Genomic DNA, 15,307 nt, shown 5'->3' on the forward strand with positions numbered 1-15,307 from the left:
CTCAACAGGGCAACCTCAACAGGGCAACAATGCCAAGTCAAGCATCAAACAGGTTTTAGCGGTCCTGTACGCCGTCTGCGCAGTTGTTATCCATGTCAAGAAGAAGCACAAGCGGCGGCTGCCTCCGAGTCGGATAGGCTTTGTCGTGCTGTAGGCAGTGGCTCCTTAACTCTTGCAGGACACCCCGAAATCATGGCGGATCAACCTCTCATCCTTCAAGGGTTCCGTGGGCAAATCAATGGAGAATGGAAAGCCGCTACCGTTACCCACAGCTATGAAAAACAAAGCGGATACACAACAGAAATCACCTTTGAGGCACCAATCGAGGGAAAAGAAACAGGAGAAAAGGAAACCTATGAGTGACAGAAAATCAAAGGGTCAACTTGACCCTTTGATCGGTGATGATGAACATTTAGAGCAATAGTGCAAACATTGCACAATTGCATGATGAAGAAAAATTGGGTCAAGTTGATCCTATTTTTGAAATATTCAGATCACAATGAAATTTTATGTGAAGGAAATGGAAGATCAAAAGTGCAACCTGCTCCTTTGATCGGTTGTAATGCTTTCTGAGACCAACGTGCAATGTTTGCACTTTGGGTGGGAGAGAGCAATGGGGACAACTTGTCCCTATTCCTTAAAGGTACAATAGGATCAAGTTGATCCAATTGCATGAGTTCAGCAATAGGGTAATGTTTACCCAATTCCTCAAAGCTTCTTTTGTTTTAATAATGCCTTAGAAAACTGAAAAGCTATCACTCACTTTATGTTAAAAGAAGAGATACCTTTTTATACATGCTGCTTCTCAAATAATGCGATTCCTGTAATACGATTCTGGCAAAAGAACTGATCATTAAAAATCATAATTTTTAGGAGAAGAAAAAGAAATTCATTAAAGAGGCTCTAAATGATCTTTGAAAGGTCTTTGAAGACCCTTTGAAAACACCTTAAAAACCCTTAAAAGAAAATAAATTGGTACAAAACCTGGTGGCAAAATATACAAAACCCGCTGGCAAGCTACAGGCAAGCTACACCGCTGGCAAGCTACAACAGCTACAGACATCCACGCAAGAACGAATAAATCAAAATTCAATGGAGCGGGCGATGGGATTCGAACCCACGACCCCAACCTTGGCAAGGTTGTGCTCTACCCCTGAGCTACACCCGCTCACTGATTCGACATATATGTTGTTTGTATGGCGTAGGCTTCTACGAATTGCAACAAAAAAATATCATTTCAGTTTGATTTATTTTGTCTATGTTTCGATAAAATGAAATAAAGATTGATTTTAGAAAATTCTTCAGTAATAAATTATTCCTTTTTTAATTTTTACGTGGAGAGGGGTGGAGTATAATGTCGAAGAGAATAAATATATTAGGGGTTATCATTGCTGCTGTTTTTATGATGAACAGTGTTGCAAAAGCGGATGATCAAGTTAAACATGTTAAAGTTGCTTTAACACAAATTATGGTCCATCCTGCGGCAGACGCTGTTCGCAAGGGTGTGGAAGATGTTCTTGCAGAAAATGGTTATAAGCAAGGTGAAAACTTTCAGCTAACCTTTTTATCTGCGCAGGGTAATATTTCAACAGCAACGCAAATTGCGCGTAAATTTGTTGGTGATAAGCCCGATGTTATCGTGGCAATTACCACGCCTTCAGCACAAACAATGCTTGCCGCAACAAAAACAATTCCTATCGTCTTTGCAGCAATTTCTGATCCTATCGGAGCTAAAATCGTTTCTTCGCTGACTAAACCTGGGGGTAATGTGACGGGGAGTTCTGATCGTATAGATGTTGCTGAAAGTGTTAGGCTTTTGCAAGAAGTAAAACCAGATTTGAAAAAAATTGGTTATCTTTATAATGCTTCTGAGGCAAATTCTGTTTCGACACTTAAAACATTAAAAGATGTAGCAAAAAAAGTAGGAGTTGAAATCATTCCTTCATCGGCACCAAAGCCTTCAGATGTTCAGGCAGCAACACGTGCTTTAATTGGTAAGGTCGATGTTATTTTTGTTCCTGCTGATAATACGATTCTGTCTGTTTTAGAGGGCGCTATAAAGGTTACACAAGAAGCAAATATGCCTGTATTTACGGTTGATGCTAATACTATAGGACGTGGCCCTTTTATGACGCAAGGTGTGAATTTCTACGATGTTGGGGTTGATGCCGGAAAATTGGTTGTGCGTATTCTAAAGGGTGAAAAGCCCGGTGATATTGATGTTGTGCAAGCGGCGAATAATGACATTCGAATTGATCTGAAAGCAGCAGAAAAAGCGGGGATTGTTATTCCTCAATCCGTTATTGATCGTGCGACAAAAGTGTTTCAATAACTTTTGTTGATAGAATATTGATACAATAAAAACCGTTAAGTTTTCATGGGGATTGTCTTTACATGAATATATTTGCCTTTTCTGGCGCTGTGGAATTAGGCCTTATTTATGCGTTTGTGGCTATAGGGGTTTATCTCTCATTTCGCGTTTTGGATTTTCCTGATTTAACGGTTGATGGCTCGTTTCTTCTTGGGTCTTGTGTCTGCGGTGTCTTGATTCTTTTAGGTTTTAATCCATGGACAGCGATGGCATGCGCTTTTTGTGCTGGTATGGTAGCAGGTTTGGTAACAGCTCTATTGAATTTGCGTTTTGGCATTTTGAATCTTTTGGCTTCCATTTTGACAATGTCCGCGCTTTATACAGTTAATCTTCGTATTATGGGAATTATGGGAGGGTCTAATATTAATTTGGCGCTTGCTGATACGGCTTTAACACCCTTTTATAATTTATTGGGGTTGTCTGATATTTTTGTGCGTCCTCTTTTCGTTGGTACTGTATTGCTGGTTGTGGCGTTTTTGATTTGGCGCTTTTTGGAAAGTGAAATTGGTCTTGCTATGCGCGCAATGGGAGCCAATCCACGTATGGCGACAGCGCAAGGTGTTCATACATCAGCATTGATTTATTTTGGTATGGGGCTTTCCAATGCCTGCGTTGCACTTGGTGGTTCTCTATATATTCAAACCGCAATCGCAACGGACATTACCGGTGGAATTGGTACAATTGTTTTCGGGTTGGCTGCTGTGATTATTGGTGAAACGCTCTTTCGTACACGCAATATTTTTTGGATTATAATCAGTTGTATTGTGGGATCTGTGCTTTATCGTGTGGCGGTACAATTTGCATTTGAGGCCAATGGAATTGGTATTGATACGTCGACAGATCTTCAGTTGATTACTTCACTGTTGGTCGTGTTAACTCTTATTGTGCCACGCTATTGGAGGAGGCGTAAACGTGATTGAGTTTTTTCATGTTGGGGTTACATTTAAACCGCAAACGCCTTTGGAAAAACAGGCTTTAATTGATATTAACCTCAAAATTGATCAGGGTAGCTTTGTTACGGTTATCGGTTCAAATGGTGCGGGTAAATCAACCTTGCTCAGCGTTTTAGCGGGGGCAACGCTTCCATCAACAGGAAAAGTGGTTATCAATGGACAAAATGTTTCCAGACAATCCGTCAGCGAACGCGCTGGAAGGGTTGCTTGTGTTTTTCAAGATTCGTTAATAGGCAGTTGTGGTTCTTTAACAATTGAAGAAAATTTGGCGCTTGCTGCTCTTCGGGGAAACCGTCGTAGTTTGCGTTCAGCTTTAAACCATGAAAAAAGACAATTTTTTCGAGAGAAAATTGCTCAATTAGGCATTGGTCTTGAAGCATATATTCATAATCCCATGGACAGTTTATCTGGTGGACAACGCCAAGCTGTTTGTCTTGTGATGGCAACGTTAGCCCATGCAGATGTTTTATTACTTGATGAACATACCTCAGCACTTGATCCTGGAATGGCTGATTTTGTAATGCGGTTGACTGAAAAAATCGTTGAAGAGAAAAAATTAACGACTATTATGGTAACCCATTCTATGCGTCAGGCTCTTGATTATGGTGATCGCACATTGATGTTGCATGGTGGAAAGGTGATTTTGGATGTTTGTCATGAAGCGCGTAAAGGCTTGGATGTCAATGACTTAATTGGCATGTTTCAGAAAGTTCGAGGGGAAGTTCTTGATGATGATGAACTGTTAATGGATTAATAGTGTGGCTCAGAAAAAAGCACATGAGGTTGATCAGTTTCTTACGCGTTTCTCACGTGCTTTTCCTATTGTTCTCATTTATGGGCCAGATCGTGGTCTTATTTGTGAACGTGCTCAACGTTTTGCCAAACTTACAAAGATCACAATAGAAGATCCATTTTCGACAATTCGTTTAGATGCTGCTGAAATTGATAAAGATCCCGCATGTTTGGAAAATGAAGCACGTACTTTCTCGCTTTTTGGGGGAGATCGTTTGATATGGATCTCTAATGCTGCTAATCAAAAAGGTTTTCTTGCAGCCTTGAAGCTTTTAATTGAGAAGCCACCAGAGAAAAGTTTTATTCTCATTGAGGCGGGGGATTTAAAAAAAGGAACAGGGTTGCGCAATGCTGTTGAAGCAGCGGAAAATGCAATGGCTTTGCCCTGTTTTGCCGATGATATGCGTTCTCTTGACGGTTTGATTGATGAGGTTTTAGGGCAGTTTAAGAAGACTCTTTCTTTGGATGCGCGTAGATGGTTGCATGAAAGTTTAGGGGTAGATCGTCTTGTATCACGCGGTGAATTAGAGAAGCTTTGCCTTTACGCTTCAAATGTTCATATTACTCTTGAAGATGTAAAAGCTATTGTAAGTGATGTAAGCGCTCTTTCTCAAGATGAAATTATTGATGCTCTTTTATTGGGCGATATATCAGGCTTTGAAGCGCATTTTAACCGACATGCAGCATTGCAGGGGGCGCTTTTTTTTATTTTAAGTACAGCACAAAGGCATTTTCAGCAATTACAGCTCTTGCGTTATCAGGTAGAGGTTGAAGGAAAATCGCCTTTTACGGTGGTTGCTCAAGCGCGTCCTCCCATTTTTTTTCAACGGAAAAAAAATGTTGAACAAGCTTTAAAATATTGGAAGTTAGAACAGATTTCTTACGCAATGGAAAGAATTCAGGGTGCTGTTTTAGAAAGCCGTAAAAATCCGCTTTTGGGTGAAGCCATCATTCGTCAAGCTTTGTTGGGCCTTACAATTATTGCACGACGCCAAATGGCAGCTTAACATATTTAAAAATATAATGATTTTTTATTTTAAGTACAGTATAGAGGCGTTTTCAGCAATTGCGGTTTGCGTTATCAGGTAGAGGTTGAAGGAAAATCGCCTTTTACGGTGATTTTTCAAGTGCGTTCTCTATTTAGAGCAAGGCTTGTTCATAGAGTTCTGAAGTTGTAGCGCTCTTCAATATAAAAAAGAACGTGATAGAATACATTTGTGTTTTACAAATTTATGACGCTTTTTTGAAAATATTTTTCAATGCGTATCATATCTATTTCGCGACGGTGTTCATGAATAATATAATGGTAAAGATTCTTATCAATACAATTCATTGGGCACTCCTGTTTTATGTTTAACAAAAGTATAAACTGGCACTCATTACATCCTTTTTTAGTCTCTAATGTTATAATAATCCTTGGCATTAAAAAACGTGAGGCTTTTTATTTATACACTCTCCCTCTTGTAAGGCGCGAAAGATATAATTTTGATTAAGCTCAACATAAGAAGGCTTAAGATGAAATAATGCTGCGGTATTTAAGGGATCTTTTTCAATCTATGAAAGTGTCATTATCTTTATGAATCAATACGCTGTATGCGGTTAAGCAATGAGATGAGAATTTGGAAGTTTGGTGTTTGGTTTTTCATCCCGTATTTTTTGCATTTTCTAGATAAAATGATCTATTGTTTGTTTACGCAGGTGATGATGAGTAAACTGCGTTATTCTCTAGTAGTCGTTTTTTAATATTTTGCGCATAACCCTTGAACGAACAAACAGGAAAATTATGATTTTTACAACTGTCTTTGTTGCCATTTGCAAAAAATCTTTAAAGGTGAAAGATGTCCCATATTCAATTTGAAAAAATAGCGCTCATAGGGATCGGTTTGATTGGATCTTCTTTAGCAAGGGTGATTAAAAAGCAAAATCTTTCAGCTCAGGTTTCTATTGCAACGCGTCGTCAAGAAACACTAGAAAGAGCGCGTGAATTGGAACTTGGAGATTTTTATACAACGGATAATGCAAAGGCTGTTGAAGGAGCTGATCTTGTTATTATTTCTGTTCCTGTTGGAGCGAGTGCAGAGGTGGCAAAAGACATTCATGATCATTTAAAGCTAGGGGCGATAGTGAGTGATGTTGGTTCTACAAAAGAGTTGGTTATTGCAGAAATGGCACCTTTATTGCCAAAAACCGTTCATTTTATTCCGGGACATCCTATTGCTGGAACGGAATATTCGGGTCCGGATGCTGGTTTTGCTGATTTATTTATGAATCGCTGGTGTATTTTAACGCCTTTTGCAGAGAGTGATGCGACGGCTATCGCACGATTGACAGCATTTTGGGAAGCTTGTGGGGCGCGTGTCGAAAAGATGGAGCCTAAGCATCATGATCTTGTTTTAGCGATTGTTTCGCACTTGCCACATTTGATTGCCTATAATACTGTTGGAACAGCGAGTGACTTAGAAAAAGTAACAAATTCGGAAGTGATTGCTTATTCTGCTTCCGGTTTCCGTGATTTTACGCGTTTGGCATCTTCTGATCCCGTGATGTGGCGGGATATTTGCTTGCATAATAAAGAGGCGATTTTAGAGATGCTGGATCGTTTTAGTGAAGGGCTTGCTTTTTTAGAACGGGCAATTCGTTTGGGTGATGGTGAAACACTGTTTAATTTTTTTACGCGTACGCGTGCTGTGCGCCGTAATATTATTGCGGCGGGACAGGAAATTGATGCCCCTGATTTTGGGCGTCATAGCGTTTCTAAAGAGGGAATGTAAAATAAGAGATTTTTGAATTTTGCGCTGTTGTTTTTCTTATTCTTATGATTCTTCTTAGGATATCTGTTCTTTTAAATGGTTTATTGTTATAGAGATATGGCGCTGTTTTCAGTCGTTTGTATGATGATAAGTGGTGCCCTGCTTACTTACCTTTATCACCCATCCTGTGCTCTAAAATAGTTTTTGTATTCTTATGAGGGGCGCTTGTTGTTTTGATTAGAAAATATGCATAAATAAGAGCGAAAAGAGATATGCTTCAAGTTTAATTTATTTCATATCAATGGACATGCAGTTCTTATTAAAGGGATTACGACTGTAAAAACAAAGAAATCATTTTTTTATCTTTTGTATGCCGATTTAGGGCGGAAGTATTCTCTCTGTTTGAGTTATCTTTTGAAGCAGGAAAAAACTCTATTTGAGAACAATATATAAAGGTGTAAAGGTAAAAACTCATTTCCATCTATTCCCTTTTAATTGAAGCGTTAAAATGTGAAAAAGCATTCATGGAAATATCTTGGCCTCAGATTTTATTTTTTGCGTTCTTTATTAATGGAGGATGGCTCTCATATAAAATAAAACGCTCCAAACAGAATATATTTGATTGGTAAAATTTGTTGGCTTTTAAGCTTTGGGATAGGGTGGGCTTGACCTCATGGATTATTGCCCTTTATACTAAAAAGTGTTTGTTTCTAAAGTGTTGATGATTTTTATAAAGCATGAGCTAACTGAAAAAAAGGGTATTACCAGAAAGTATTGAGGTTTGTTAAGAAATATATTTTGGTATAGCTATCGTATTTTTGGTGACGCAATAAGTCATTATTGGCGTGATAATGGAAGTGCTTTTGCAAGCCATGTTGCGCTATCGGGGCTTTTGGCATTTTTTCCTTTTTTTATTTTTGGAACATCTTTTGCTCGTTTTCTCGGGGCTTTTACGTATACACCACAAAAAATTAAAGCGCTGGTACAGTTATTGCCTGATGTTATTGCTGAGCCGTTATCTCAGGAAATTGTCAATGTTTTAACTCTTCATCAAGGAGGTGTGTTGACGCTTTCTGTCATTGGAGCGGCTTATTTTGCTTCTAATGGAATAGAGGCTTTGCGTACGGCTTTGAATAAAGCTTACCGTGTGAACGATCGACGGAGTTTATTGTTTTGTCGTTTTCAAAGTTTGTTTTTTGTGATCCTTGGAGCTTTTGGTCTTGTGGTGATGAGCTTTTTATTGATTTTAGCGCCCTTGCTGATCAAAATTATGCAAAATCATTCTTTTTTTATGACTGAATATATTGGGGTCATTCGTTTATGGCGTTATACGATTGCAGTCGTTATTTTGTTTATCAGTCTTTTGATTGTTCATAAATGGCTTCCAGCAGGGCAGCGGAAATTTATAGATATTTTACCAGGAATCGTGGTAACAATGTTTGTGTGGTTTATGGCTTCTCTTGCTTTTGCGCAATATTTAACGATGTTTGATTATATTTCAACCTATGCGGGGTTGGCATCTATTATGGTTGCCATAATTTTTCTTTACATCTTAAGCGCAATTTTTATTTTGGGAGGTGAAATAAACGCTGCAATAATGTTTTATCGCAATTATTGGCAATCTCCTCGATGAATGAAAAAACTTGTAAATCGTGTGAAAACCAAAAGATGGGGAAAGAAATAAGACCTGCCATTACTTTATTGGTTGATGCGGATGCCTGTCCTGTAAAAGCTGAAATTTATCGTGTTATGAATCGTTATCAGCTTAAAACATTTATTGTCGCAAACCGCTTTCTTTCTCTGCCCCATGAAGAACTCATTGAAAGAATCGTTGTTTCTGGTGGGCTTGACAGTGCCGATGATTGGATTGTAGAACATGTGCATGAGGCGAGTATCGTTATTACCAGTGATATTCTTTTAGCAGTACGGGTTGTACGGTCTGGAGGATTTTGTCTCTCGCCAACGGGGCGTATTTTTGATGCCAATTCAATCGGTGAGGCCTTAGTCATGCGCAATTTGATGGAAAATTTGCGAGAGCAGGGGCATGTCACAGGAGGACCACGCCCTTTTTGTGGTAAAGATCGTTCTGCTTTTTTATCAGCATTGGATTTGACAATTCAACGTTTAAAAAGACGTGGTTATTAGGTCATTGTGCTTCTTTTATGACAGCTTTTATAAGTGTTTTGGCATCGTTATTGGCCCATGGTGCTGCGCCATTATAGGAAGCAATGAGATAACCATTTTTATCAATGAGAAGTGTAACGGGTAATCCTAAAGCAAGCCCTTGTTTTCTCATGTCATTGAAGATATTCATGGTTTCATCGCGATAGTAGATTAAATTATCAGCATGAATATTTTGCAAAAATTGTTGAATTTTTTCGGGAGAAGCGGCTTTATCGATATTAATCGCTATGACATCGAAGTTTTCTCCACCCAATTCGCGTTTTAATTGTGCCAGTTCAGGCATTTCTGTGCGGCAGGGCACACACCAGATCGCCCATAGATTGATGAGTGTTGGCTTTCCGTTAAATTCAGCGAGTGTGTGGTCTTTTCCTTGAATATCCTTAAAAGAGAGCGTGTTCATATCTAAAGGTGTATCAATAAATCGCATGTGAGCAAAAAAGCCTGTTGCGGCTTTTTGGAGTGTCATCATTTTTTTGTCTTGTATTTTCTCGGTATTTTCTTTTGAAATAAAGTTGGTAGAAAAAGAGGCATTCTTGTCATGATGATTTTTTATTGCGTATAAACTGATACCGACTAAGATAATGGCAACAAAAAAGGATGTTATGAAAATCTTCCACTTTTTGTTTTTTTTCTTTGAGTTATTAAAACTTTTAGGAATCATGGCTTTTATCCTTTTTATGGGTACTTTTAAACTATGACAGATGAGAAGATAAAGAACCAAATGTGGGGTGGACGGTTTATTGCAGGGCCTGCTGTAATTATGGAAGAAATTAACGCCTCAATTGATGTTGATCAAAAACTCTATCGGCAAGATATTGAAGGTTCGCTCTCTCATGCTGCGATGTTAGCGCAAACGAAGATTATTTTACAGTCTGATTATGAAAAAATTTCTCATGGTTTAAAAATTATTTTACAAGAAATTGAAAAGGGAGACTTTGTTTTTTCACGAAATCTTGAAGATATTCATATGAATATTGAAGCGCGATTGAGTGAGTTGATTGGTCCTGTTGCTGGACGTTTGCATACGGCGCGTTCACGCAATGATCAAGTGGCTGTTGATTTTCGGTTGTGGGTACGTGAGGCATTGCAGAAAATAGCACAAGCTTTAAAACAATTGATAAAACAACTGCTTATTCTTGCAGAACAACATGTCAAGACCTATATGCCAGGCTTTACACATTTACAATTAGCTCAACCCGTAACATTGGGCCATTATATGATGGCTTATGTTGAAATGTTTGGTCGAGATTTATCGCGGATGCGTGATGCTATTGAGCGAATGAATGAATCGCCTTTAGGGGCTGCGGCTTTGGCAGGAACAAGTTTTCCAATTGATCGCTTTATGACAGCACAAGCGCTAGATTTTCGTGAACCTACGCGCAATTCAATTGATAGTGTTTCTGATCGTGATTTTGCATTGGAGTTTTTAAGTGCTGGTGCTCTTTGTGCCATGCATCTTTCGCGTTTAGCAGAAGAAATCATTCTTTGGTCAAGTGAGCAGTTTCGTTTTATTTATTTATCCGATGCTTTTTCAACAGGTTCATCTATTATGCCCCAAAAGAGAAATCCTGATGCGGCAGAGTTAATAAGGGCAAAAGCAGGCCGATTGAATGGTGCGCTTATGGGATTGTTAACGGTGATGAAAGGATTACCGCTTGCTTATTCAAAGGATATGCAAGAAGATAAAGAGTATGTGTTTGATGGGGCTTTGAGTTTGGAATTATCACTTGCAGCAATGACAGGGATGATTGCTGATTTGAAAGTGAATAAAGAAATCATGAAACAAGCCGCGGATTTAGGATATACAACAGCGACGGATTTTGCTGATTGGCTTGTCCGCGAATTAGGGATTCCTTTTCGTGAAGCGCATCACATAACGGGGCGTGCTGTAGCATTGGCAGAAAAAAAACAGTGTCGCCTTCAGGATTTATCATTAGATGAACTTCAAGCAATTTGTCCTGATATCAATGCGACACTTTTTGATGTTTTGACCGTTGAAAAATCTGTTGAAAGTCGTAAAAGCTTTGGGGGAACCGCATCTTCAGAAGTTCTTCGGCAAATTGCGTATTGGAAAAAGCGCCTTGTGAGCGCTTGAGTGATTGTATTTTAAAGGTAAAAAAGAAATCAAGATGAGGAAAGAGGACAGATGAAAATTATAATAAAGGGGTTGGTGATTGTCCTTTTGGGGGGCTTGGGTATCGTTGGCTGTGGGCGTAAAGGGTCATTGGAGGCGCCTCCTCTTACAAGTGTGGAAAAATCTATGCAGGGAACATCTGCTGCTAAAAGTGAAGATGATCAACCTTTTATTCTTGATCGTTTGATAAAGTAGGAGGAAAGTATGAATTTTTTCCCCTACCATCAAGGGATGCTTCATGCTGAAGGGTGTTCGCTTACTGCTCTTGCGCAGGAGGTGGGGACACCTTTTTATTGTTATTCGGCCAATGCATTGGTCACACGTTTTAAGGATTATCAAAAGGCATTTCAAGGGATGCCTAGTCTGATTGCTTATGCGGTTAAAGCTAATTCTAATCAAGCAATTTTACGGCTTTTAGCGGCAAATGGGGCAGGAGCTGATGTTGTTTCAGAAGGCGAATTACGGCGTGCCCTTGCGGTGGGTATTCCGGCACATCGTATTGTTTATTCTGGTGTTGGTAAAACTGTGAGAGAGATAGATTTTGCTCTTTCTCAGAATATTTATTGTTTTAATGTTGAATCAGAACCCGAACTTGAACAGTTGTCGCAACGTGCTGTTGCATTGTCAAAGACAGCACGTGTTTCATTGCGCATTAATCCAGATGTGGATGCAAAGACTCATAAGAAAATTACAACAGGAAAATCTGAAAATAAGTTTGGTATTCCATTGTTGTTGGCAAGAGAGGCTTATAAAAAAGCTGTTTCTTTACCCGGATTGCAGGTTTGCGGTATCGACATGCATATTGGCAGTCAAATTTGTGATTTAACGCCGTTTGAGGAGGCGTTTATTATTATCGCAGATTTGGTGCGTCAATTGTGGAGCGATGGTTATGCAATAACGCATATAGATATTGGTGGTGGGCTTGGTATTGCCTATGGTTGTGAACAACATACTGTACCCTCTCCTTTTGATTATGCTGCGCTGGTAAAGAAGTATATTGCTCCTTTAGGGATTAATATTGTTGTGGAGCCAGGGCGGAGTATTGTGGGTCAAGCTGGTGTGTTGGTAACTTCTGTTCTCTATTTAAAAAAGGGACAAGGGCGAAATTTCGTTATTGTGGATGCGGCAATGAATGATCTGATGCGTCCAACACTTTATGATGCTTGGCAGAATGTCGTCCTTGTTAAACAAGCAGCAAAAGATGCTTTCCTTATTCGTGCAGATATTGTGGGTTCCGTTTGTGAGACTGGTGATTATTTAGCATTAGATCGTTGTTTGCCAATTTTGGCGTCCGGTGATCTTTTGGCAATTACGCAAGCTGGGGCTTATGGTGCTGTGATGGCGAGCACTTATAATAGTCGACTTTTGATCCCTGAGGTTCTCGTTCAAGATACCCGTTATGGGGTTATTCGTCCGCGTCTTGATTATGCGCAATTGATGGCATGTGATCATATTCCTGATTGGATTGAACATCCTTAAATGTTTTTGGTCTTATTTTTACTAAACTTTGATGAGATAATTTATTTTCTGGAAATTGTCTTGTATGGGTTTTATGATCTTAATACATCACGGTAAAAGGGGAAGAATGCTTGTTTGTGAAAAATAAAAACATCAAGAGCTTTGCAATAAAGCTTTTGTGTGTGCGCATTTTGATGTGGGGGATCCTTTTATTTGAACGGATATGGGCACGGTTGTTGCCATTTTTCCTTGTTCTCAGTCTCTTTTGTTCGTTTAGCTGGTTGGGGCTTTTTGGCGTTTTAGGCTATTGGTTCCATTGGCTCTTACTTGGAGTTTTAGTTGTTTGTGCTGGGGCGAGTTTATTTTTTCTTATTCGTTTTCGGTTTCCCACAATGCGGGAAGTCGATCATCGTCTTGAACATGTTAATGATCTTAAACACCAGCCTTTGAATATTCAGACAGATCATGTATGTTCTGAAAATGAGGAAGATTTTAGTGCTATTGTTTGGCGTGAGCATCAACGTCGAATGGCAAAGCAATTAGTCCATTTAAAAACTGGATTTATTTCTCTTAATAGTGCGGCTTATGATCCTTCAGCTTTGAGAGCTTTGTGTGTTCTCCTTTTTGTGTGTGCCTTTAGCTTTTCTTTTGGCTCACGAGGGGGACGTTTGGCTGATGCTTTTGATTTTCGTCCTGTTGTTGATGAAAAATTTATGCGGATTGATGCTTGGGTAACGCCCCCTGCTTATACTGGCATGGCACCGATTTATTTGACAAAAGATGAGAAGACACAACTGGAAGTTCCTAAAGGGAGTGATGTGGTTGTGCGTGTTGTCAATGGGGCTGGTGTTACAGTTAAAGCAAAAACTTTAGAAGATGGGCAGAAAGTTTCATTTTCAGAGAAAAATGAAAAAACAGCTTTTAATGATCCAATCGTTCATTTTGAAACCCATTTAGAGCATTCAATGGATTTATTTGTATCATCACGTCGTAAAAAACAGCAATGGCATTTGCAGATGATTAAGGATGCATTTCCAACAATTGATTGGCTGGAAAAACCAGGGCGGATTTTAACGGGGTCATTGGAGCTACGATATGAATTGGATGATGATTATGGTGTGAGGAACGCTTTTGTTGAAATAGAGCCTCTCTTTCAGAATAAAAATGCTTCTTCTCTTTATAAGGCACCGGAAATAAAGCTTCTTCTTCCACGGGGTGGAAAAGGTAAAATGCGGACGGTACACGATGTATCAGCCCATCCATGGGCGGGTTCGCAAGTCAAAATTACTTTGGTGGCAGAAGATGGTGCAGGGCAGAAAGGGCGTAGCAAAACTTTTGTTATGATATTACCGCAGCGTATTTTTTCAAATCCTGTTGCCCGTTCTGTCAGTGAATTACGACGTTTACTTGCTCTTGATGTTTCTGCGAGAGAGCGTGTATTGGATATGCTTTCTGCTTTGCTGGTGCGTCCAGAAAAAGGGCTCCAAAATACAGCGCATTTTCTCGTTCTACAAAGTGCATGGACAAGGCTTTCTTTGGCACAAACAGAAGAGGATTTGCGCGATGTGGTGGACTATTTATGGCAAATTGCTTTAGGCATTGAAGGCAATAAGCTTGAATCTGTGCAGAAAAATTTAAAACAGGCACAAGCTGCTTTACGCGATGCATTGCGATATGGTGCTCCAGCGGCGGAAATCGAACGGCTTATGGCAGATTTACGTCAAGCGATGGATGCGTATATTCAAGCTTTGGCTGAAAAAGCACCAGATAGCCAAGTTTCCAAAAATTCTAAAAGCTCAAAAAGTCCTAATCTTTCTGAAGATACATTACAAGAAAAGCTGAATCGCATTGAGGAAATGGCTAAAATGGGCTCTTCCTTAGCTGCTGAACAGCTCTTGGCGGAAGTTGAACAGACGCTTGATCATTTGCATGTGCAAAAAAGCAATCAAAATGAAGGAGAAAAAAGTCAATCTGCACAAATGAAAGAAAAGATGGACCAGCTTGGAGATTTAATGCGTCGTCAGCAGGAAATTCTCAATGAAACACATCAGTTAGAGATGGGACAAAAACGGGGGGAAAACGTACCGGAAAAACAAAAGGAATCTTTAAAAAAACGCCAAGCTGAATTGCAATCTGAATTATCAACATTAGAAAAGGAATTATCAAAGCAGGGGTTTGAAACAGGTGATGCACTGAAAAGGGCAGAAGAAAAAATGAATTCTGCAGAAGATGCTCTTGATCATGGAAATCATCAGGCATCTATACAAAATCAGTCTGATGCTTTAGAATCTTTGCGACAAGGTGCCCAAAATGTTTTGAAAAAAATGCGTGAAACACTCAAAGAAACAGGGAATGATCAAAACGCTGATTCTGGTCCGAAAGATCCGTTAGGGCGTCCGCTTTCTTCAAAAACAGATGAAGGACAAGAAGGTGAGGCGCTTCCACAAGAAAGTGATCAAATGCGTACGCGGCAAATTTTGGATGAAATTCGCAAACGCCTTGGTAAGGAACATATTCCAGAAGTAGAAAAAAACTATCTTGAAAGGTTGCTTCATTTTAATTAACCAATCGTTGGTTTTTTGCTTAATTGATTTTAGAGGCAGCATATGAAAACCTCTATGGAATTTATCCCAAAAGAAAATGATTAAAATGCTTGTAATGCAAT

Annotated in this window: 13 protein-coding genes, 1 tRNA gene and 1 pseudogene; 12 read left to right on the top strand and 3 right to left on the bottom strand. The window is 39.3% G+C overall.

The genetic code is table 11. The features are described 5' to 3' along the window. A pseudogene (locus tag CER18_RS05065) lies at positions 1–363 on the top strand (late control protein); the annotation flags it as partial. Positions 364–494: 131 nt separating this feature from the next. Here the strand turns inward: CER18_RS05065 and CER18_RS05070 are convergent. After that, the gene (locus CER18_RS05070) at positions 495–704 is read right to left on the bottom strand and encodes a hypothetical protein (RefSeq protein WP_100128992.1); all 210 of its coding nucleotides are present in this window, start codon (positions 702–704) and stop codon (positions 495–497) included. A 389-nt stretch (positions 705–1,093) separates the two neighbouring features. Then, positions 1,094–1,168 (bottom strand) — tRNA-Gly (locus CER18_RS05080). Positions 1,169–1,354: 186 nt separating this feature from the next. On the opposite strand from CER18_RS05080, the gene CER18_RS05085 reads away from it, so the two are divergent. From CER18_RS05085 to CER18_RS05115, 7 genes are all read left to right on the top strand, one after another. Next, positions 1,355–2,332 (top strand): ABC transporter substrate-binding protein, encoded by a 978-nt coding sequence (locus CER18_RS05085; RefSeq protein WP_100128994.1) that lies wholly within the window; start codon positions 1,355–1,357, stop codon positions 2,330–2,332. A 62-nt stretch (positions 2,333–2,394) separates the two neighbouring features. Beyond that, positions 2,395–3,291, top strand: coding sequence for an ABC transporter permease (locus tag CER18_RS05090; protein ID WP_100128995.1), 897 nt, complete (start codon positions 2,395–2,397; stop codon positions 3,289–3,291). Next, entirely contained in the window at positions 3,284–4,078 is a 795-nt protein-coding gene (locus tag CER18_RS05095) for an ABC transporter ATP-binding protein (RefSeq protein WP_100128996.1), read from the top strand. The genes CER18_RS05090 and CER18_RS05095 overlap by 8 nt, the downstream gene beginning before the upstream one ends. 4 nt (positions 4,079–4,082) lie before the next feature. Next, positions 4,083–5,123: a DNA polymerase III subunit delta gene (gene holA, locus CER18_RS05100; RefSeq protein ID WP_100128997.1), complete on the top strand. Its 1,041-nt coding sequence runs from the start codon at positions 4,083–4,085 to the stop codon at positions 5,121–5,123. An 831-nt stretch (positions 5,124–5,954) separates the two neighbouring features. Next, positions 5,955–6,887, top strand: coding sequence for a prephenate/arogenate dehydrogenase family protein (locus CER18_RS05105; RefSeq protein ID WP_100128998.1), 933 nt, complete (start codon positions 5,955–5,957; stop codon positions 6,885–6,887). A gap of 760 nt (positions 6,888–7,647) precedes the next feature. Continuing rightward, the gene (locus CER18_RS05110; RefSeq protein WP_100128999.1) at positions 7,648–8,499 is read left to right on the top strand and encodes a YihY/virulence factor BrkB family protein; all 852 of its coding nucleotides are present in this window, start codon (positions 7,648–7,650) and stop codon (positions 8,497–8,499) included. Positions 8,500–8,534: 35 nt separating this feature from the next. After that, positions 8,535–9,011: a YaiI/YqxD family protein gene (locus tag CER18_RS05115; protein WP_100129040.1), complete on the top strand. Its 477-nt coding sequence runs from the start codon at positions 8,535–8,537 to the stop codon at positions 9,009–9,011. Between the two features lies 1 nt (position 9,012). On the opposite strand, the gene CER18_RS05120 is transcribed toward CER18_RS05115, so the two are convergent. Further along, entirely contained in the window at positions 9,013–9,711 is a 699-nt protein-coding gene (locus CER18_RS05120; protein ID WP_100129000.1) for a TlpA family protein disulfide reductase, read from the bottom strand. A 33-nt stretch (positions 9,712–9,744) separates the two neighbouring features. Between CER18_RS05120 and argH the strand changes: the two genes are divergently transcribed. The 4 genes from argH (at position 9,745) to CER18_RS05140 (ending at position 15,206) form a co-directional block, all read left to right on the top strand. After that, positions 9,745–11,145, top strand: coding sequence for an argininosuccinate lyase (argH, locus tag CER18_RS05125; protein ID WP_100129001.1), 1,401 nt, complete (start codon positions 9,745–9,747; stop codon positions 11,143–11,145). A 51-nt stretch (positions 11,146–11,196) separates the two neighbouring features. Continuing rightward, a complete protein-coding gene (lptM, locus tag CER18_RS05130) occupies positions 11,197–11,379 on the top strand; it encodes an LPS translocon maturation chaperone LptM (protein ID WP_100129002.1) in 183 nt (60 codons plus the stop codon). Positions 11,380–11,388: 9 nt separating this feature from the next. Next, the gene (gene lysA / locus CER18_RS05135; protein WP_100129003.1) at positions 11,389–12,663 is read left to right on the top strand and encodes a diaminopimelate decarboxylase; all 1,275 of its coding nucleotides are present in this window, start codon (positions 11,389–11,391) and stop codon (positions 12,661–12,663) included. A 116-nt stretch (positions 12,664–12,779) separates the two neighbouring features. Continuing rightward, positions 12,780–15,206, top strand: coding sequence for a TIGR02302 family protein (locus CER18_RS05140; RefSeq protein ID WP_100129041.1), 2,427 nt, complete (start codon positions 12,780–12,782; stop codon positions 15,204–15,206). The last annotated feature ends 101 nt before the right edge of the window (positions 15,207–15,307 follow it).

Source organism: Bartonella tribocorum, assembly GCF_002777915.1.
Classification (GTDB): domain Bacteria; phylum Pseudomonadota; class Alphaproteobacteria; order Rhizobiales; family Rhizobiaceae; genus Bartonella; species Bartonella tribocorum_A.